General features: G+C 32.0%; 18 protein-coding genes and 1 tRNA gene. 6 read left to right on the top strand and 13 right to left on the bottom strand.

The window, feature by feature from the left end:
- Nucleotides 1–10: 10 nt before the first annotated feature.
- From ABTV69_RS04890 to ABTV69_RS04865, 6 genes are all read right to left on the bottom strand, one after another.
- On the bottom strand, nucleotides 11–1,297 hold the full coding sequence (locus tag ABTV69_RS04890) for an oligosaccharide flippase family protein (RefSeq protein WP_433834544.1): 1,287 nt from the start codon (nucleotides 1,295–1,297) through the stop codon (nucleotides 11–13).
- 51 nt (nucleotides 1,298–1,348) lie between these two features.
- Nucleotides 1,349–2,335, bottom strand: coding sequence for a hypothetical protein (locus ABTV69_RS04885; protein WP_433834543.1), 987 nt, complete (start codon nucleotides 2,333–2,335; stop codon nucleotides 1,349–1,351).
- Between the two features lie 9 nt (nucleotides 2,336–2,344).
- Nucleotides 2,345–4,024, bottom strand: coding sequence for a DUF6909 family protein (locus ABTV69_RS04880; RefSeq protein WP_433834542.1), 1,680 nt, complete (start codon nucleotides 4,022–4,024; stop codon nucleotides 2,345–2,347).
- Nucleotides 4,025–4,164: 140 nt separating this feature from the next.
- Complete coding sequence (locus tag ABTV69_RS04875; RefSeq protein ID WP_433834541.1) at nucleotides 4,165–4,764, bottom strand: transposase; 600 nt, start codon at nucleotides 4,762–4,764, stop codon at nucleotides 4,165–4,167.
- A 56-nt stretch (nucleotides 4,765–4,820) separates the two neighbouring features.
- The gene (locus ABTV69_RS04870) at nucleotides 4,821–6,308 is read right to left on the bottom strand and encodes a GH3 auxin-responsive promoter family protein (protein WP_433834540.1); all 1,488 of its coding nucleotides are present in this window, start codon (nucleotides 6,306–6,308) and stop codon (nucleotides 4,821–4,823) included.
- 11 nt (nucleotides 6,309–6,319) lie between these two features.
- Nucleotides 6,320–6,826 carry a peptidase gene (locus tag ABTV69_RS04865; RefSeq protein WP_433834539.1) on the bottom strand — a complete coding sequence of 169 codons (507 nt, stop codon included), beginning with the start codon at nucleotides 6,824–6,826 and terminating at the stop codon, nucleotides 6,320–6,322.
- A 213-nt stretch (nucleotides 6,827–7,039) separates the two neighbouring features.
- Between ABTV69_RS04865 and ABTV69_RS04860 the strand changes: the two genes are divergently transcribed.
- Nucleotides 7,040–7,219, top strand: coding sequence for a Sec-independent protein translocase subunit TatA/TatB (locus ABTV69_RS04860; protein ID WP_008465789.1), 180 nt, complete (start codon nucleotides 7,040–7,042; stop codon nucleotides 7,217–7,219).
- A gap of 98 nt (nucleotides 7,220–7,317) precedes the next feature.
- Nucleotides 7,318–8,721 carry a glycosyl hydrolase family 8 gene (locus ABTV69_RS04855; RefSeq protein ID WP_433834538.1) on the top strand — a complete coding sequence of 468 codons (1,404 nt, stop codon included), beginning with the start codon at nucleotides 7,318–7,320 and terminating at the stop codon, nucleotides 8,719–8,721.
- A gap of 63 nt (nucleotides 8,722–8,784) precedes the next feature.
- On the opposite strand, the gene ABTV69_RS04850 is transcribed toward ABTV69_RS04855, so the two are convergent.
- The 3 genes from ABTV69_RS04850 to ABTV69_RS04840 all read right to left on the bottom strand — a co-directional run bounded on the left by ABTV69_RS04850 (nucleotide 8,785) and on the right by ABTV69_RS04840 (nucleotide 12,214).
- Nucleotides 8,785–9,426, bottom strand: a complete 642-nt coding sequence (locus ABTV69_RS04850) for a hypothetical protein (protein WP_433834537.1) — start codon at nucleotides 9,424–9,426, stop codon at nucleotides 8,785–8,787.
- A 182-nt stretch (nucleotides 9,427–9,608) separates the two neighbouring features.
- Nucleotides 9,609–11,732 (bottom strand): Tex family protein, encoded by a 2,124-nt coding sequence (locus ABTV69_RS04845; RefSeq protein ID WP_433834536.1) that lies wholly within the window; start codon nucleotides 11,730–11,732, stop codon nucleotides 9,609–9,611.
- A 173-nt stretch (nucleotides 11,733–11,905) separates the two neighbouring features.
- Entirely contained in the window at nucleotides 11,906–12,214 is a 309-nt protein-coding gene (locus ABTV69_RS04840; protein WP_433834535.1) for a BRO family protein, read from the bottom strand.
- 96 nt (nucleotides 12,215–12,310) lie between these two features.
- Between ABTV69_RS04840 and ABTV69_RS04835 the strand changes: the two genes are divergently transcribed.
- A complete protein-coding gene (locus ABTV69_RS04835) occupies nucleotides 12,311–12,586 on the top strand; it encodes a DUF1294 domain-containing protein (RefSeq protein ID WP_433834534.1) in 276 nt (91 codons plus the stop codon).
- A gap of 143 nt (nucleotides 12,587–12,729) precedes the next feature.
- On the opposite strand, the gene rpiB is transcribed toward ABTV69_RS04835, so the two are convergent.
- A complete protein-coding gene (rpiB, locus tag ABTV69_RS04830; RefSeq protein ID WP_008465784.1) occupies nucleotides 12,730–13,161 on the bottom strand; it encodes a ribose 5-phosphate isomerase B in 432 nt (143 codons plus the stop codon).
- A gap of 810 nt (nucleotides 13,162–13,971) precedes the next feature.
- A complete protein-coding gene (locus ABTV69_RS04825) occupies nucleotides 13,972–14,205 on the bottom strand; it encodes a DUF2007 domain-containing protein (protein ID WP_248728825.1) in 234 nt (77 codons plus the stop codon).
- Between the two features lie 110 nt (nucleotides 14,206–14,315).
- Here ABTV69_RS04825 and rnr point away from each other — a divergent pair, with 110 nt between their 5' ends.
- From rnr to ABTV69_RS04810, 3 genes are read left to right on the top strand one after another with little or no spacing between them, the layout of a single operon-like run.
- Entirely contained in the window at nucleotides 14,316–16,499 is a 2,184-nt protein-coding gene (gene rnr, locus ABTV69_RS04820; protein ID WP_433834533.1) for a ribonuclease R, read from the top strand.
- A gap of 23 nt (nucleotides 16,500–16,522) precedes the next feature.
- Nucleotides 16,523–17,191: a head GIN domain-containing protein gene (locus ABTV69_RS04815; protein ID WP_433834532.1), complete on the top strand. Its 669-nt coding sequence runs from the start codon at nucleotides 16,523–16,525 to the stop codon at nucleotides 17,189–17,191.
- 13 nt (nucleotides 17,192–17,204) lie between these two features.
- Complete coding sequence (locus ABTV69_RS04810) at nucleotides 17,205–17,885, top strand: LysE family translocator (protein WP_433834531.1); 681 nt, start codon at nucleotides 17,205–17,207, stop codon at nucleotides 17,883–17,885.
- A gap of 546 nt (nucleotides 17,886–18,431) precedes the next feature.
- Here the strand turns inward: ABTV69_RS04810 and ABTV69_RS04805 are convergent.
- Both ABTV69_RS04805 and folB read right to left on the bottom strand, forming a co-directional pair.
- Nucleotides 18,432–18,502, bottom strand: a tRNA-Cys gene (locus ABTV69_RS04805).
- 94 nt (nucleotides 18,503–18,596) lie between these two features.
- Nucleotides 18,597–18,956, bottom strand: coding sequence for a dihydroneopterin aldolase (gene folB / locus ABTV69_RS04800; protein ID WP_177211517.1), 360 nt, complete (start codon nucleotides 18,954–18,956; stop codon nucleotides 18,597–18,599).
- Nucleotides 18,957–18,982: the final 26 nt, after the last annotated feature.

The raw sequence follows: 18,982 nt of genomic DNA, 5'->3' as shown, positions 1-18,982 counted from the left end.
TTAAAAAAAATTAATGCAAAAAAATCTTGATTTTATCTTTTTTATATACAACAACTGCTGCTACTAAATTCCAAAAAAAAGAACTTGAAAAAAAAGCAACCGCGGCGCCTGTCATTCCGTATAATGGAATTAAAAATCGGTTTAGTATAAAATTAATTATCACTGCTCCAATTAAAATGATTTGAAAAATATGTTGTCTTCCAGTCATGTTTAAATAAACAGAAGAGGAACCAAACATAGAACAAATTCCCTGACCAATTATTAAAATCAAAAAAGCTTGTTTCGCAGCTATATATCCTTCGCCAAAAAAAGATAAAATATAATCTGAAAAAACAATCAAAAGAAAAATTATAGGAAGTGTTATGCAAAAAATTGTGCGCGAACTATTTTTCAAAATCTTAGTTAATTCTTCTTTCTTATGACCTGAAAAATATTCTGAAATTTTGGCTGATATTGTAATGTTTATGGTAATTATTATAATCGAAATAATTGTCATTACTTTAACTCCAACAGAGTAAAAAGCAACTGTTTCATCATTATAATATTTTTTTAAAAACAAGATATCAAAACTCATTAGTAAAAACAACGCCATTCCACTAATTGCAATAGGATATGATTTAAAAAATATCTCTTTGTGAGATATGTTTTCAATACAATCTTGCTTTTTTATCTTTTTAAAATAGAAAAAAACGAAAATTGAACTGATAACTGCTAAAACAACGAATCCTATTAAAAAAATATCTACCAGATACTTTTCCTCTTTATAATAAAATAAAACAATGGCACCTAAAATTAATGGGACATATTTAATTATATTTCTAAATAATTCGGCAACAATTAATTTATCTAATGCTCTAAAAATCTCTGTATTTAACATCGATATTCCTGAAAAAAATAAAGCTATAGATGATTTTAAAATTATTGGATAAACTTCGTCGTCTGAAAAATAATTGCTGATTGTTCTTTTATCAATTAGTAGAATAATTAATAAAACCGCTACTGATGCAAAAAACAACATCAGAACCATTTTTCCGTAGATATTTTTTAATTCTTCTAAAGATTTTTTACTGCTAAGTATTCCTTTAAAATATAAAATAGACTGATCAAAACCCAACAAACAAATACTTCCAACAACCAAAAGAAAAGTACGAGCAAAATCATATTGACCAACAATTTTAGGACTAAAAGATCTTGTCAAAAATACAGTAAAACCAAATAAAAGAGCTGCTCCTGAAATTCTTAAAAACAAAGTAACAATACTTTGCTTTAAGAAAGAATTGTTACTTATTTTATTCAAAAAATTATTTGTTTTCAATTGATTCCGGCATAATTAACTAAAACTGAAATATCATTTAAACTGAGATTTCAAAAGCTGGTTACGATAAAACTTCTGAAACAAATGAACTAAAATAAATAGAAAAAGAAATACTACAGGAAACAAAAGTTTAAAATTTCCATTCGTAATTTTTGTATTATTTCTATTTAAAATAGAGTTTATTTCTTTAATTGTTTTATCATAATTAACCAATTTTAATCTGTTTTTCCCCTGATCAATAATTAAATACTGCTTTGTTTTAATAATATCGTTCAGCTGTGTATTCTCATTGTAATACACCAATTTATCATTTTTTGCTCCATTTTTAACCGTATTAGAAAAGCCATTTAATACTTGGTCAATTTGTGCAATAATAGTATCGTTTTTGACAATCTGATCTGCAAGGTTTTTATACCCGATTTTTTGTAACGCATTAAAATATTCAGAACCGTTTAGGTATTTTAATAATGGTTCTACAATATCCTTTTGATCTGTAATTTGATTCGTTACAAATGTAATGGAATGAAAAGTATAGTTTTTGCTTGTTACATTATCTTCTAATACTTTTTTAACCTCCCCAACCTCAGCCATTAATTTGATCAATTCGAAATTTTGTTCTTTGTCTTCAATAAACTTATAAACATCGGCAATTGGTTTGATTTCGATTTTTTTGATCAATTTAGGTTTATTGATTCCAACTTCATTTTTCAAGAAAGCAGTATCGCCAGCAATAATTTTTGACTCAATTAAATCTATTTTTGAATACAGATAATCTACACTGCCAAAATTTGGAGTTACAATAACTTGGTTTTCAAACGATTTTTTATTTGCATCTAAAAACCAACCCAGTCCAAACCCTAGAACAATCAATATTAAAACGATAATCCAGTTTCGAACAAAGAAGTGAATAGATCGAAAAATCATAGCGCTAATTCTATCGAAAAAACTACCTATACTTTTTGAAAGCTGAAAAATATCAATCTCCTGATCTGGATTGTCCTGCGGTACTTTTGTACTCATTTTAAAGTGCTATTTTATATTGAAAATCTGCTCTAAAATTTTAATCGTAATTAAATAAGTTGGCTTTACACCAGTAGTTCCTAATCCGCCTGAAGCCAAAGTGCTTCCTGTTTCAAGAGGATTGTCTGATGCATAATAAGCGTAACGTACTTTAATATCGTGCGGAACACTTTTTCTGATTTTTGATGCCGACTGAATCGCTTTTTGATAATACGATCCTTCCATTTCAAGTCCGATTACACCCCAAGTCGACTCGTGGAAAAACTTCAATAAATCTCTGTTTTGCAACGAAGTTCCTAAAACAGTAACCATTGCTCCTTCATAAATATCAATATCATTTCCTTCAAACATAGCACCTGTAAGCTCATTTTCGAAGAAATAGTTATCAGCAGTTCCTTCGTTGATATGTGCAGACGGAATCATAATATCTCCTTTTCCACCTTCTAAAATTCCCGCTTTCCCCATAATAGAAACCGATTTTACATTTAGCAAGGTTTCTTTTTTAAATGGTTTTAAGAGCTCATCGATTGTTTCGTAAGCTTGCTCTCCAAAAGCATAATCCATTACAATTATAACGGGTTTTTCTTCGCCTACATTAGCATGAGAAAATGCTGTTTTTGACCAATCAATTTTAGCTGTATCAAAAATCTGAACATCTATATTGGTTCCTGAACAATCTGGCAATGAAATCATTCCGTTCTTTAAAGCCAATTCTTCAACTTGGCCTCTAATTTCTTTTGAACCAGAACCACTTAATTCTTCATAAATAAAGAAATCTGTTTTTCCTTTAAATTTTGTTTTTAACAATGGCGTCGCAAAAATCGAATTCATTACGCTGTGCATATTTGCACTAATTACGTGAATTGGCCTTTTCAACAAATCGTTTGCTTTTAGAACTTCTTTGATGTTGGTCGCCCAGATTTCACCATGAATATGATGTCCAAGACGCTCACGTAAAACCGGACTAAAAGTAATGGTGCGCTTATTGTTTTCAACAATTTCTTCAATTGCTAATTTTCCTAACCAATAAATTACGTGCAAGAAACGATCTGGTGCAGATTCTGAACCAAATGCATCATAGATATCTAAAACCTCTTCGAAAGTTCTAGCCAAAATATTTGCAACATGCGAAATCGCTTTTTCTTTTTCAATCTGTGTTAGCTTTTTGGTCTGCATAACAGCTTGCTCCAGTTTCTGCCAATCACGAGAAACTTCTCCACCATCGTCTATTAAAACTCTATTTTTAATCTTATGAGATTCAATGAAAATGAAAGTCAAGTGAGTCAAAATATCATAAATGTCTGAACGCCCGCGTGTGATTTCGACATTCATTTGTTCTTCATCAATTCTATAACAGTTTCTTCTTCTTTTTGGAGGAACAATCGGCTGGAAATGCGATTTAGAATATCCTTCGTCTGAAGTTAAATTGATAAAACGGCATTGCTCGATTCCAATTGGAAGACGTTCAATAACGTACAAAAGTCCGTTAAGTTCAACTTTTTCTTCGGCAATATTCCCGTAAATTTCAGGACGTAACGCCAATAATGATTCTCTTAAACTGTCGCCCGAAACTCCCATTGGTTTGTAAAAACCTCGGTTGAATAAATGGCGCATTGTAATGTACATTTTTTCTATAGCTGCAGAAGATTCCTGCGCTCTAGATCTTGATATATGTTTGGTTTCTTTCATTCTATTCTATTTATAAATTCAAATGTAAGGATTTTGCCTTTTAACTATGAATCTTTTGGCGTTATTTCTCACTGTTTTGTAACGTTTGTTGATACAGGGCATGACCTGTATCTGCGATCTACGATCTAACCAATGAAAAATCATTTTGATTTATCTCCTGTTTTAAATTTATCCTTTCCCCAATTTTCTGGATTTGAAACAATGTAATCAGAAATTCTTTGATAATCATTATTGCTTCTGATGATATTATCGTAAAATAATTTTTGCCACTGATGCGGATATCCCAATCTATTGGCGTGTTTAGTTACAGCAGATTTATAGGACCCAACAATAGACGAAATGGTATTTTTTCCAATATTTTGAAATCGTTGCGCGCCTGGGTTCGATTCCGATTCCGATAACAGAGACAGGGCATTCCCTGTCTCTCCGTCCTGTATATCATTAATATTCGATTTTTTATCAATAATCAAAATCCCGTGAATATGATTTGGCATGACCACAAAATCACCCAATTCAACATTTTTATGGTGCATCGGAATTTGATGCCACAATAAATCGGCAATAATACCAACCTCTGATAGAATCATTTTATTATTCCGAATTTCTCCAAAATAATGTCTTCTATCTTGTGTACAAATTGTTATAAAATATGCTCCGTTCCAACCATAATCCCACCATTGCGCTCTTATTGAAGAAATACGATATTTATTTTGAATTTTCCTTGACTCATTAATTTTCATTTATTTATCCATCTGAATTCACTGGATAAATAACTGATTAATTTGGAAAATAGTATTTATTTTGTAAGATTATCCGCAATTTTTCTATCGTTCGATAATCTCGGAATTTTATTCTGTCCGCCAAGTTTTCCTTGCGATTTCATGTAATCTTGAAATCCGTTTTTAGAAACTTTCGTGATAACTATTTTTCTTAAAACATTTCCGGTAATTAAATCGTCGTAATAAATATTCTGTTTACGCATTGAATTGTCAATCGTTTCGGCAAAAGCTTCCATATTTTCTGGCTCTTTTTCAAATTCGATTAACCATTCATGATAAGGCAATCCGCTGGCAGGTGTGATTTGAGGCGCTACAGTAAATTCGTTAATCACAATATTAGTAGAATTTACAGCTTCTTTAATCGCATTTTCTACTTCATTGGCAATTACGTGTTCGCCAAAAGCTGAAATATAATGTTTAATACGTCCAGAAACTATAACACGATACGGAGCCAAAGAAGTAAACTTAACGGTATCGCCAATATTATAACGCCAAAGCCCTGCATTAGTAGAAATAATCAAAACATAGTTTACTCCTACCTCAACTTCGCCAATTGTATATACTTTCGGATTTTCGTTAAAGAATTCGTCTGCTTTTATGAATTCGTAGAAAATACCCGAATTCAACAACAGCAACATTCCTTTTTCTTTTTGCGAATCTTGATAGGCAAAAAAACCTTCAGAAGCAGGAAACAATTCAATACTGTCTACTTTCTTTCCAATCATCTGCTCAAATTTGGCGCGATAAGGCTCGTAATTAACACCTCCATAAATAAACAGATTAAAGTTTTTGAAGATTTCGCTAATCTTTTTTCCGCCACTTTTTTGCTGTAAACGCTCAAAATACATCTGAACCCAAGACGGGATTCCCGAAATAACAGACATATCTTCTTTTATTGTTTCATCAACAATGGCATCTACCTTGGTTTCCCAATCTTCAATGCAATTGGTTTCCCAAGATGGCATTCTGTTTTTCTGTAGATATTTGGGAACAAAATGCGCTACAATTCCAGAAAGTCGTCCGAATTTAATTCCGTATTTCTCTGTTAGAATTGGGCTTCCCTGTAAAAAAATCATTTTTCCATCAACAAAATCGGCATTTCCGGTTTCATTGATATAATGTAGAATCGCATTTCTTGCTGATTCTATATGATACGGCATCGATTCTTTGGTCAGCGGTATAAATTTTGCTCCAGAAGTTGTTCCGGAAGTTTTAGCAAAATACAATGGTTTTCCTTTCCAGAGAATATCAGCTTCGCCTTTTACAACCTTTTCAACATAGGGTTTTAAATCTTCATAATCTCTTACGGGCACCAACTTCTGAAAATCCTCAAAAGTTTTTATCTTATTAAAATGATGGTCTTTTCCGAATTCGGTGTTTTGTGCGTTTTCAATCAAACTTTTAAAAACTGCTAGTTGGGTTTGAACTGGATTGTTTGCCCATCTAAGCGTTTGCTTATATATTTTTCGAGCAAATATTTTTGCTGCAATTGACTTAATTGACATTTTCAGTAGTATTATTTTTTGTCACTTTTCTTTTTGTCTTGAGATTTTGCCTTCAGCTCTTTCTCAGTTTCAGCAACATCCTCTCTTAGTTTTATTTCGGCATCCGATGCTTTCATATTTAAATCTGATGCATCTTCAACAGATTCTGCTAATATAGAATCTTTATTAAATTTTGAATATTCCAATTCTCCTTTTAAAACTTTCTGAATTCCTTTTATATATGTTTCATTTTGTTTTAAAGCGGTTTCTAAAGAATCTGATTTGATTGCCAATCTCGTAGCATTTCTTTTCAATTCTGTAGAAGAATATCCAGGAATAAACTCGCGAAGCGGTGTAAATGCAATAATAAAAGTAGTAACCAAAATTAGAAATATTCCGCCTAAAGTAAACGTTACAAATACGTTCATCAAAGTAAGCCTAAAAGAAAATATCTCTTCAAAAGTGTCTTCATTTAAAATTACTAATCGGTTTTTAATGAACAGTTTCTTCCTAAAATTCTTTTTACTTTTTTTAGTCATTATCTTTCTTTATGCTAGCAAATATAGCAATTAATCGTCATGATATTTGTTCGAAAAATTTCATGAAGAGCTATAATTTACTATTTTATAAAATATTTAACGTGGTTTAATACAAATATTTTAAACTAAAAATACTTCTATTTCGTATATTTCTATATACCTTTGCGGGATAAATAAGAAAAACAATTTGCTTCGGCATTAAATATATTAGTCATGGGAAGATTAGGTCTTACAGAAATCCTTGTTATCGTAGGTATAGTGATATTACTTTTTGGAGGTAAAAAAATTCCAGAATTAATGAAAGGTTTAGGAAGCGGTATTAAAGAATTTAAAAACGCTGCTAAAGACGATCAACCTGCTGCTTCTAAAAAACAAGAAGAAGAAACAAAATAAGAAATTCGAAAAACTTATTAAATCCCAAATTACAATTGTAGTTTGGGATTTTTTTTATATCTCAAAATTCCTACTTTTAGGGTCCCAAATTTTTAGATATGAAAAACTTACTTTTCGTGATGGCTTTTCTGCTCACAGCAGAAAGTCAGTCGCAAACTCAGCCCTTTCCTGCCAATAAAGTGCACGGAAATGGACTAATGGCATCTCCAAGGAATAGCCTAGATGCGCAAAAAAATTACGATACTTGGAAATCCAATTTCGTAGAATCTTGTTCCAATAAGCGTTATCGTGTAAAGTTTGACAATACTTCTGAAACCGTTTCTGAAGGAATTGCTTACGGAATGCTGCTTTCGGCTTATATGGCAGATAAACCATTATTTGACGGACTTTGGCTGTATTACAAAGACCATGTAAATGCTAATGGTGTCATGAATTGGAAAATAAAAGGCTGTTCTGAAGCAATTGGTTCTAATGGTGCAACCGATGCAGAACTTGATGCCGCTTTTGCTTTAATAGTTGCAGACTATCAATGGGCCAGCACTGGAGATATCAATTACAAAGGGGATGCTAAAACGTTGATTTCGGCAATCAAAAATTATGAAATTGAAGCAAACACTCTTGTTTTAAAACCGGGAGATCAATTCGGCGGAAGCCAAATTACCAACATCTCCTATTTCTCTCCTGCTTATTATAGAGCTTTTGGTGTTTTTACCAACGATGTTACTTTTTGGAGTCAAGTTGCTGCTAAGGCTTATACCGTTATCAACAATAATCTGACAGTAAATAATGCAGTCGGTGGCCTAGTTTCTGACTGGTGTGAAGCTTCAGGTGCTTATTCTGCCATTGCTGTAAATTATGGATATAACCGACAAGGAAAAGCATATACTTATGATGCAGCAAGAACGCCTTGGAGAATCGCTGTTGATTATATTTGGTACGGAACTGCAGAAGCAAAAACGTATTCTAAAAAAGCATCGGATTTTGTTCGTGTAAATCTTGGTGGCACTTTAAATATTAAAGATGGTTACAACCAAAACGGAACTGTAGTGGGAAGTTTTCATAATGCAACATTTATAGGAGCATTTGCCTGTGCTGCAATGGCAGGAGAAGATCAACAACATTTGGATGCTTCTTACAATGACTTGAAAACCGTAGATGAACCCAATAATTATTTTCATCAAACATTAAAAACATTATACTCCCTTTTACTAACAGGTAATTTCTATTTACCGATAAACGCCACATTATCTAATGATACTTTCGATATTGAAAAATCTACAGTTACGCTTTACCCCAATCCGAGTGCTGATCGAATCACGATTAACGCGCCTGGGCAATCTACTATCTCGATAATTTCTCCTTCTGGAAATGTTATTCACCAGCAAAAAACAATTTCTGAAAACACTGAAATAAACTTAGCCAATCAGTCCAGAGGCATTTATTTAGTCAAAATATCCAATAGCGATTTTAAAAGCATTACCAAAAAAGTGATTTTGAAATAGCTTTAAATGAAAACTCCCAAATTACAATTGGTAAATTGGGAGTTTTAGTTTAAATTTAGTCAATTATTTGCACTTATTTTTTTCAAAAAGCGCTTTTAACTGATCTAGAACCGTATCGGCTTTAAAATCTTCTTTTTCAATTGCAGCGATAAGTTTAGGACAATCCGCGAAAGCTTCTTTCGACATTTTTTTTACTAAAGAATTTGTACCGACAGCTAAGTTATTGGCAGATGTAGCAAATCCGAAAACTAAATCTTCACTATTTTTCTTTCCAAAGTAATAAGCTGTATTAGAAATGGTAACCACAGAACTAGTTCCACCTGCATTTGGCCTTCTTCCTCCTTCTGCTCCTATTCCTCCAATTTTTACATCTTTGTCATATACAATATAAAACCAGATTTTTTTCTTTGATTTGGAGAATTTACCTGTGAATAAATTAGCGGTCGTAAAATAAAACTTTTCTACTATAAACATATTGTTATCAGCATTTACGTACTCAATCCTTTTTACATCGGCACTAAGAATCTTTTCCTTTTTCGCCTCTTCATTAACTTTAAAATTAATTTTTGAGTCTTCGCTTTCAACTAATTCGGCCAAACCGGTCTTTTTGGTACCGTCTTCAAAATATAATACTGCCTTTAGAAATTTTGCCTGGCCTACAGCAGAGTATAATATTGCCATTAGAATTAAAAAATTCTTTTTCATAATTTGGGGTTTAAAATTTCCTACAAATATATTCTTTCCCAAGAATTATTTATACGCAAAATAGAAAGAAAAACTCACAAATTACGATTTGCAATTTGTGAGTTCTATAATAAGTATTCCGCTAGTTTGAATCTGGATTTGAGCAATAGCAAACAAGAGGAGCAGTTAAATAAATGTTATTTTTAAAGTATCATCGTCAACTGAATTCTCTTTCTATCTTCATCAACCTCTGTAACTTTTACATCGACATGTTGGTGTAGTTTTACTACTTCGTTAACATCACTTACATAACCCGATTTTAACTGCGAAATATGAACTAAACCGCTTTCTTTGATTCCAATGTCAACAAAACAGCCAAAGTTGGTGATGTTATTAACAATTCCTGGTAATATCATTCCGGTTTTCAAATCTTTAATCGATTTTACATTCGCATCAAATTCAAACACTTTAGCCGACTTTCTCGGATCCAATCCAGGTTTTTCAAGCTCTTTTATGATATCTTTTAGCGTAAGCAAACCAATTTCAGGTGTTACATATTTTTCGGCCTTTATAAGTGCTGTTTTCTCTTTGTTGGCAATTAAATCATTTAAAGAAATATTCAAATCTTTTGCCATCTTCTCCACAACCGGATAAGCCTCTGGATGCACCGCCGAATTATCTAACGGATTTTTAGCATTTGTAATTCTAATAAACGCCGCTCCTTGCTGATAGGCTTTATCTCCTAAACGAGGCACTTTTTTCAGCTGTTTTCTGTCTTCAAAAGGGCCGTTTTCAGAACGATATTGTACAATGTTTTCCGCCAGCTTTTCCCCGATTCCACTCACATAACTCAATAAGTGTTTACTTGCGGTGTTGATATTAATTCCAACCGAGTTTACGCAACGAATTACCGTATTATCTAATTCTTCTTTTAATTTCGTTTGGTCCACATCGTGTTGATATTGCCCTACTCCAATAGCTTTTGGGTCTATTTTTACCAATTCGGCCAACGGATCTGAAAGTCGTCTTCCGATAGAAACCGAACCACGAACGGTAACATCATAATTAGGAAATTCTTCTCTCGCTATTTTTGAAGCCGAATAAACCGAAGCTCCTGCCTCTGAAACCACAAATACTTGAATTGGCTTGTCAAACGCGATTTTTTTGATGAAAAACTCAGTTTCTCGTGAAGCTGTTCCATTTCCGATCGAAATCGCATCAATTTGATACGCATTTACCATCGAACGAATTTTTTTAATCGCCATAGTTTCCTCGTTTTGAGGTGCGTGCGGATAAATGGTTTCATTGTATAATAAATCGCCTTTTTCGTCCAAACAAACCACTTTACAACCACTTCTAAATCCTGGATCGATTGCCAAAATACGTTTTTCTCCCAACGGTGGAGCCAATAATAACTGACCTAAATTATTAGCAAAAACCTGAATAGAATTGGCATCTGCCTTTGCTTTTGCTTCCTGCAAGGTTTCATTTCCAATTGCTGGATTTAGTAAACGTTTGTAACTGTCTTCAATCGCCAGCTGTAAATGTGCTGTTGAATTATTTTGTTTTTTAATGATGATTTCGTCAATTACATCGTATGCATCGTCAATATCAACATCAATTTTCATTTTTATAAAACCTTCATTTTCTGCACGAAGCATCGCTAATAAACGGTGAGCCGGCGCTTTTGTCAAAGGCTCTTCCCAATCAAAATATTGGTTGAATTTTTGTGCTCCTTCTTCTTCGGCTTTCTTTTTCACCACTTTTGTCGCAATAGTCGCTTTTCGCTGAAACAATCTACGAAGCTGTTTACGAACATAAATGTTTTCGTTGATCCATTCGGCTACAATATCTCTTGCACCTTGAATTGCGGCTTCTTCATTAATAACATTTTCATTAATGTATTGCGTCGAAATAAAATCGATATCTGCATCACTTTCAGAAATGATGAGTTTTGCTAAAGGTTCTAAACCAAATTCGCGTGCGACATCGGCTTTTGTTTTTTTCTTCTTTTTATAAGGAAGATAAAAATCTTCTATTTCTTGTAAATCAAAACTGTCTTCAATCTTTTTCTTCAATTCTGGCGTAAGTGCCTTTTGCTCTTCGATCGATTTTAAAACTGCCTCTTTACGTTTTATAAGCGTATCGTATTCTTTCTGCAATTTTGCAATCAGCTCAATAACAGTTTCATCAAGGTTTCCGGTTGCATCTTTTCGGTAACGTGAAATAAACGGAATCGTACAGTCTTCCTCTAATAATTTTACTGTGTTTTGAATACTTACTGCGGGCGCCTGAACAGACTTTGCAATGAATTGAATGTTGGTCATTGTTTATTTTATTTGAATAGCAAAGATGCAAAAGTGTTTTACAATTTTAGCAACGTTTTTTAGTAATATTATTGTTTTACATTAATCAAAACTAATATAAAAGCTTTTAAATTTTTTAATTCTATTTTACTCCAATTTTTTTTTACTTGGAGGTAAAAAATTCTCTCCAGTCACTACACTTTTTCCTGTTTTGCTTTTGGAGATGGTATCGATTGAATTAAGCGTAAAAGTTTTTCAGTATCAGCTACATCAGTTATTCTTAGTTTCCCATCTGTAGCTTCCATTTTCAACTGTCCGATTTTATCGGACAGTTCACTTCCTTCTTTTAAAAGTTTCTTTTTTAAATCCCCCCAATATTTTCTTGGCCTATCAGTTCCTGTTAATATCTCAATAACATCAATTACAGAAAAATACCAAATTTCATTTTCAGCATCATAATGACTTCTTACTTTTTTCTGTTCAAATAATTTTACTGGACTCATTTCAATTACAAATTAAATTTTTTAAATATTTACTACTCAATTTGTGGATTTTAGATGTGCAACCAAAATAATATCTTTGTTACTATTTTTTAGCGAATGGAAATTTTATTACTGTATTTTTTATTTATAAATATCGTTCTTTTTATAATTGCTGGTTATGATAAATATCAAGCTTTAAAAAATAAAAGAAGAATTCCTGAAAAAACCTTGTTTCTCATGGCTTTAACCGGTGGTTCACCTGGGTTATTAACAGCAATGTTATTTTTTAAACATAAAACGAGTAAAACTTCTTTTATTGTGAAGTTTGTTCTGATCTTAGGAATTCAGGCAACACTTATAATTGCCTTTCTGAATTATAAAAAGTACTATTAACATTGTTGATAACTCAAAAAAAGGTTGTTTTTCAGTATATTAAAACACTGATTATAAATACTTAAATAAAAAACCGGACAAATTTAAAAATCGGCCCGGTGTATTTATGAATAGGTGCAAAGCACCGAATTTTTTTTGACTTTTTATGCGCAAGCAATTTTATTCACTCTATTTTGATGCCTTCCGCCCTCAAAAGCAGTATCTAAGAAAGTTTCAACGATTTCAACAGCTTGGTGAATAGATGTGAATCTTGCTGGAATACTTACAATGTTTGCATCATTGTGTAAACGAGTTAAATACGCGATTTCTTTAGTCCAGCATAAACCAGCTCTTACTTTCGGGTGTTTATTAACAGTCATCGCTATTCCGTTACCGCTTCCGCAGATTACGATTCCAAAATCAGCTTTTCCTTCAGATACATCATTGGCAACTGGATGTCCAAAATCCGGATAATCTACAGAAGCATCAGTATCTGTACCATAGTTAGTTACTTCATATCCTCTAGCTTTAAGCATTTCAACAATTGCTTTTTTATATTCTGGTCCTGCGTGATCGTTTCCTATCGAAATTTTCATTTTTAATACTATTAAGTTGTGTATTGCAAATTTACTTAATTAATATATGTTTGCCACGAATTACACCAATTTTCACTAATTTCTTTTTAAATGAAGGGTTTTAAACATTATTAAAATCTAAAAGTTCAATTTGTAGAAATTTGCAAAAAAAGCTAGCAAAATCAATGGTTTTATAACTATCTTACTATCAAATAATTATGAGGTTATCAACAATTTTAATAACTTCATAAGTATCTCATAATCAATAAATAATATTCAGAATATTTGTTAAAATTTTGAGGTGTTAATAGCAGTTCGTAATTCGTTGATATTCAATTAACTTTAAGTTAACAGAAAATGTTAATAAGTTCGAAAAGAAAATTAGAAGTTTTTTTTGGTTGTTTAGAAAAATTCCATAATCCAAAACTGGAATTTAATATGCAAGAAAAGTTTCGTGAATTTTTGGAAAAGTTATCAATATCAAAAATACCATTTTCAACAACTATGAACATATCAACTTATCTACAAAATCAATTCAATTTTGGTTGTCAACCGTTGTTAATTAAAATACAAAAAGTCTTATAAATTAATTATTTAGCTAAAAATAACTATGTTGATAACTCAGAATAAATAAGTAAAACGAGATTTCAATGACTTCAAAAAAAAAATTATTCGACATATTAACAAGCTATAATAACAACCAAATTTTTTTAAATTTTTAAAAATCTTTTTTTATTTATTTAATATATGTTGAAAACTAAAAAAGGTTGAAAAGAAAAAAAATTAAATTGAATTGAATTTTTCTCTGTTTTGAATTGTTTGAATTTGGTTTCAGACGATTTTAAGCGGATTGTTGAGATTGTCCAAAATTTCTTGAACTTGTTCGAAATCGTTTGGATGAACTTTGAGTTTGATTCCGCCGAGTGCGTTGGAATAAAACGGCATGACAGAGAGTGTCATTTCGTTTTCAAAGAAGAATGGAATTTCTTCTTGTTCTAGTAAGTGTTTGAGAACTACGGTTTCGTGCAGATAATTGAATACGGCGATCGTTTTAAAGCTTTCCATTTTTGGTCTTTTTGTAAATGTACGAAAAGTTATATTTTTAATAATTCTATTTGTTAAAAAGTATTATCTGATATCTTATTTGTAATTTTAAGCCTTATTAGAAAAGATATATGAGTAAGAAAATTAGAAAGCCGATAAAAAAAGAGAAAGATTTCTCTGGAAAAATACTTAAGATTTTATCGCAGAATGCTAATAAACCTTTCAATTACAAACAAATAGGAGCTAAGTTAGAATTAGACGATACAAAAAGCAGAAATCAGATTATAAAAGATTTAAAGATTCTTGCAGCTCAAAAGAAGATTATAGAAACAGAACCTGGAAAATATTTGATTAAAGCAGTAAGCCAGGATTATTACGAAGGAACAATAGATATGACGAGTAGAAAAACGGCATATTTTATTTGTGATGAGTTTGAAGAAGATGTTTTTATTCCGACCAATAATTTGAATCGTGCATTAGACAAAGACAAAGTAAAAGTTTACGTTTATAACAGAAGAAAAGGGAAAAGGCCTGAAGGTGAAGTTATTGAAGTTATCGAAAGAGATAAAACAGAGTTTGTTGGTGTAATAGATATGCAGCCAAACTTTGCTTTTGTTTCGACTGCAAACCCTAAAATGTATACTGATATTTTTATTCCGAAGGATAAAATTGGTGAAGCTGAAAATGGTGATGTCGTTTTAGTGAAGATTGAAGATTGGCCTAAAAGAGCGGATAGTCCGTTTGGATCTGTAATTCGAGTGCTAGGAAAACCTGGAGAACACAATACAGAGATTCATGCTATTTTAGCAGAATATGGTCTTCCAGCAGATTTCCCTGTAGAAGTGGAGGTTTTTGCACAAAAATTAGATACTTCGATTCAGGAATCTGAGATTGCAAAACGTCGTGATATGCGTGATACGCTTACGTTTACGATCGACCCGAAAGATGCAAAAGATTTTGATGATGCCTTGTCTTTCAAAAAGTTAGAAAACGGAAATTTCGAAATTGGAATCCACATTGCCGATGTTTCCTATTATTTAGAAGAAGGTACAATCCTGGATGATGAAGCCTATCAAAGAGCTACTTCGGTTTATTTGGTAGATAGAGTAGTCCCAATGCTTCCAGAAGTATTGTCTAACTTTGCTTGTTCGCTTCGTCCGAATGAAGAAAAATATACTTTCTCTGCAGTATTTGAAGTTTCTCCAACAGCACAAGTTATTAACCAATGGTTTGGAAGAACAGTAATTTATTCCGATCAGCGTTTTGCTTACGAAGAAGCACAGCATATTATTGAAACAAAAGGAAATAATACCATTCCGGTTGATATTTCTATTACCGGAGATTCTTATGTGGTTTCAGATGAAATTGTTGAAGCTACTTTAAAATTGGATGAATTAGCGAAGATTTTAAGAAAGAAAAGAATGCAGCAAGGAGCCATTTCTTTTGATAAAGTCGAAGTGAAATTCAATTTGAATGAAGAAGGAGAACCCGAAGGCGTTTATTTCAAAATATCAAAAGATGCCAATCATTTGATTGAAGAATTTATGCTTTTGGCCAATAGAAAAGTGGCTGAATACATTGGAAAACAAAAGAAAACATTTGTTTACCGTATTCATGACGAACCAAATGAAGATAAACTGGTTGCAATGCAGACAGTTATTGCTAAGTTTGGTTATAAAATTGATTTTAGAACAAAAGGCGATATAGCAAAATCTATTAACGCATTGATGGAAGAAGTAAATGGTAAGAAAGAACAAAATCTTATTGATACTCTTGCTATCAGAAGTATGAGTAAAGCCAAATATTCGACAGATAATATTGGTCATTACGGTTTAGCTTTTGATTATTATAGCCATTTTACATCGCCAATTCGTCGTTATCCAGATGTTATGGTACACCGTTTGTTGCAATATTATTTGGATGGTGGTGCTTCTGTAGATGAAGAGACCTACGAAACCAAATGTCTGCATTGTTCAAATATGGAGAATTTAGCAACAAATGCTGAACGTGATAGTATTAAATACATGCAGGTTAAATACATGCAGGATCATCAGGATGAAGAGTTTCTTGGAGTTATTTCTGGTGTTACTGAATGGGGAATTTATGTTGAAATTGTTTCTAACAAATGTGAAGGAATGGTAAGAATCAGAGAAATAAAAGAGGATTACTATACTTTTGATGAAAGGCAATATGCTTTAGTTGGAGCTACTTCAAACCGTTTATTGCAGTTAGGAGACGAGATTTATGTGAAGGTAAAAAATGCCGATTTAGTTAAAAAACAACTGGATTTTCACTTTTTGCGAAGAGCAGAATAATTAATTAATTTAAAAATAAAAGTATGAGAAAGCTAATTATAGGAGCAGCAATTTTATTTGTACAAATGTCTTTTGGTCAAGTTACCAAAGAGTTAGGAGATTTTGATACGGTTAAGGTTTTTGATAAATTAAGCGTAAAAGTAGTTCAGGCAGATCAAAATAAAATTGTAATAAAAGGTTCGAGAGAAGCAGAAGTTGAAGTTGTTAATAAAAATGGTATTTTGAAATTGAGAATGCCTTTCCCAAAACTTTTATCTGGAAATGACCTTAGTATTACATTGTATTACAAGCATATAGAATTGATTGATGCCAATGAAGGAGCAACTGTAACAAGTAACGAAGCGATCAAAGCAACTTCGTTTAAAGTAAGTGCACAAGAAGGCGCAATTATAAATGTTGATTTAGATGTTGATAAACTAAAAGTAAGCTCAGTATCAGGAGGTTCTATTACATTAACTGGTAAAGCTTCAAATCAGGATGCAAGTTTAGGAGCTGGAGGTTATTTGTTAGCAAGTAAATTGGAGACATCTCAGACTACTGTGAGCGTTTCTGCGGGCGGAAAAGCAGATGTTAATGCTTCTACCCTTGTAGATGCAAAAGTGAGCGCAGGAGGCTCTATTTATATTTATGGAAATCCAAAACAAGTAAATCAGAAAACAGTTTTTGGCGGTAAAATCGAAATTGTAAAATAATAACAGGCATTTAATGATTAATGATATTCTAGCCGGGCTTCCTTGGGGACTTGTTCTCAGTTTTATGGTAGGACCAGTATTTTTTGTTTTATTAGAAACCAGTATTACAAAAGGTTTCAGATCTGCAATTGTTTTTGATTTGGGTGTAGTATTAGGAGATGTTTTCTTTATTGCCATTGCTTATTTAGGCAGTTACAGACTGATTTCTAGTTTAAAAGATGATCCAGCTCTATTTATTTTTGGTGGAATAATTATGCTTTCTTACGGTATTATTTCATTCGTAAAATTAAAGAAAGAAGAGAAAGTAAACGATGAAGAGATTGACCGTGATATTTTAAAAAGAAACTACGGAAGTTTGTTTGTAAAAGGTTTTTTGCTGAACGTTATTAACATTGGAGTTTTAGGATTCTGGTTAGCAGTAATTATCTCTGTAGGGCCGAAATTAGATATGCAAACGTCTAGAATGATGACTTTCTTTGCTGCAGTAATTATTACGTATTTAGTAATTGATTGTGCTAAAATTTTATTAGCCAAACAATTAAAATCAAAAATGACACCAACTAATATTTTAAAAATTAAAAAAGGAATTAGTGTTGTTTTAATGGTTTTCGGATTTGCTTTAGTAATTCAAGGCTGGTTTCCAAAAGAGAAAGAAATGGTTAAAAATGCGCTCGAAAGAATAGAAAAAAAATAGTTGTTAATAACTCAAATTATATCGAAAAAGCCTCTGATTTTCAGAGGCTTTTTTGTGTTTATAATGTTCGTTTAGAACTTTGTCAAAATTACTTGTGTTCAAAGTATTTACATCAAATTTGTCATTTCGACGAAGGAGAAATCTTCGCGAGATGTTCTACAAAGTTTAGCCAATTGGAGTGGAGTTACTTACAGAGATTTCTCCTTCGTCAAAATGACAAGATTGTGGAAAAGTTAAGCACAAAAAAAAAGAGACACATTTCTGTATCTCTTTTTAGGCATCGTTTGGATTCGAAGCAATATCTTTAATTAATTTTTTCTAAAAATTAAACATAAAAAAAACTCTATTTTTTAGAGGTTTTAGAGTTATTGTCCGGATTCGAAGTAAATATTTTTAATTAATTTTTTCTAAAAATTAAACATAAAAATAAACTCTAAATTTCTTTAGAGGTTTTAGATGCATCGTCGGATTCGAACCAATATCTTTAATTAATTTTTCTTAAAAATTAGACAAAAAAAAAGAGACACATTTCTGTATCTCTTTTTGAGGCATCGTCCGGATTCGAACCGGAGTAGGAGCTTTTGCAGAGCCCAGCCTAGCCGCTCGGCCACGACGCCATTACTTGAACGGTTGGCAAAAGTAACTAAAATCTTTAAATTTCAAAAGTTTCCAAGAAACTATTTTAAAAAAATACAGATTTAATTTGAACGATTACTTTCTAATTTCCGTCATTTTTATAGTAACTGACTCAACATCACCACCAATAGGTGGATTAATTTTGGAAACCCAAACGGTTGTTTTTTCTACCATTTCTATCTCAGCAAGTACTCGAATATTGATTCTTTTGGCAACATGTTCTAATAAATGCGAACGAATTGCCATTTCTTCAGCCACAATTTTGTTCAAGTGAACATAGTCAACAGTGTCCAAAAGATGATCTGTTTCTGCCGATTTCTGTAAATTGGTTTTAATTTTTAGATCAACAGTATAATCAGATCCAATTTTTCCTTCTTCAATTAAACATCCGTGATAAGAAAAAGTACGGATATTTTTAAGTTTTATAACTCCCATTTTTATGTTGTTTCACGTTTAAAGTT

Origin of the sequence: Flavobacterium anhuiense (assembly GCF_050990855.1) — a bacterium.
GTDB classification, from domain to species: Bacteria; Bacteroidota; Bacteroidia; order Flavobacteriales; family Flavobacteriaceae; genus Flavobacterium; species Flavobacterium anhuiense_C.
This window is presented reverse-complemented; position numbering and strand designations above follow the sequence as displayed.

Bases quoted from the DNA above. Each gene is read 5' to 3' on its own strand.
- ABTV69_RS04880 (WP_433834542.1), bottom strand. From the start codon at position 4,024: ATGAAAGAAACCAAACATATATCAAGATCTAGAGCGCAGGAATCTTCT.
- rnr (WP_433834533.1), top strand. From the start codon at position 14,316: ATGAGTAAGAAAATTAGAAAGCCGATAAAAAAAGAGAAAGATTTCTCT.
- ABTV69_RS04870 (WP_433834540.1), bottom strand. From the start codon at position 6,308: ATGTCAATTAAGTCAATTGCAGCAAAAATATTTGCTCGAAAAATATAT.
- ABTV69_RS04825 (WP_248728825.1), bottom strand. From the start codon at position 14,205: ATGGAAAGCTTTAAAACGATCGCCGTATTCAATTATCTGCACGAAACC.
- ABTV69_RS04840 (WP_433834535.1), bottom strand. From the start codon at position 12,214: ATGAGTCCAGTAAAATTATTTGAACAGAAAAAAGTAAGAAGTCATTAT.
- ABTV69_RS04810 (WP_433834531.1), top strand. From the start codon at position 17,205: ATGATTAATGATATTCTAGCCGGGCTTCCTTGGGGACTTGTTCTCAGT.
- ABTV69_RS04835 (WP_433834534.1), top strand. From the start codon at position 12,311: ATGGAAATTTTATTACTGTATTTTTTATTTATAAATATCGTTCTTTTT.
- ABTV69_RS04845 (WP_433834536.1), bottom strand. From the start codon at position 11,732: ATGACCAACATTCAATTCATTGCAAAGTCTGTTCAGGCGCCCGCAGTA.
- rpiB (WP_008465784.1), bottom strand. From the start codon at position 13,161: ATGAAAATTTCGATAGGAAACGATCACGCAGGACCAGAATATAAAAAA.
- ABTV69_RS04850 (WP_433834537.1), bottom strand. From the start codon at position 9,426: ATGAAAAAGAATTTTTTAATTCTAATGGCAATATTATACTCTGCTGTA.
- folB (WP_177211517.1), bottom strand. From the start codon at position 18,956: ATGGGAGTTATAAAACTTAAAAATATCCGTACTTTTTCTTATCACGGA.
- ABTV69_RS04865 (WP_433834539.1), bottom strand. From the start codon at position 6,826: ATGACTAAAAAAAGTAAAAAGAATTTTAGGAAGAAACTGTTCATTAAA.
- ABTV69_RS04815 (WP_433834532.1), top strand. From the start codon at position 16,523: ATGAGAAAGCTAATTATAGGAGCAGCAATTTTATTTGTACAAATGTCT.
- ABTV69_RS04875 (WP_433834541.1), bottom strand. From the start codon at position 4,764: ATGAAAATTAATGAGTCAAGGAAAATTCAAAATAAATATCGTATTTCT.
- ABTV69_RS04860 (WP_008465789.1), top strand. From the start codon at position 7,040: ATGGGAAGATTAGGTCTTACAGAAATCCTTGTTATCGTAGGTATAGTG.
- ABTV69_RS04885 (WP_433834543.1), bottom strand. From the start codon at position 2,335: ATGAGTACAAAAGTACCGCAGGACAATCCAGATCAGGAGATTGATATT.
- ABTV69_RS04855 (WP_433834538.1), top strand. From the start codon at position 7,318: ATGAAAAACTTACTTTTCGTGATGGCTTTTCTGCTCACAGCAGAAAGT.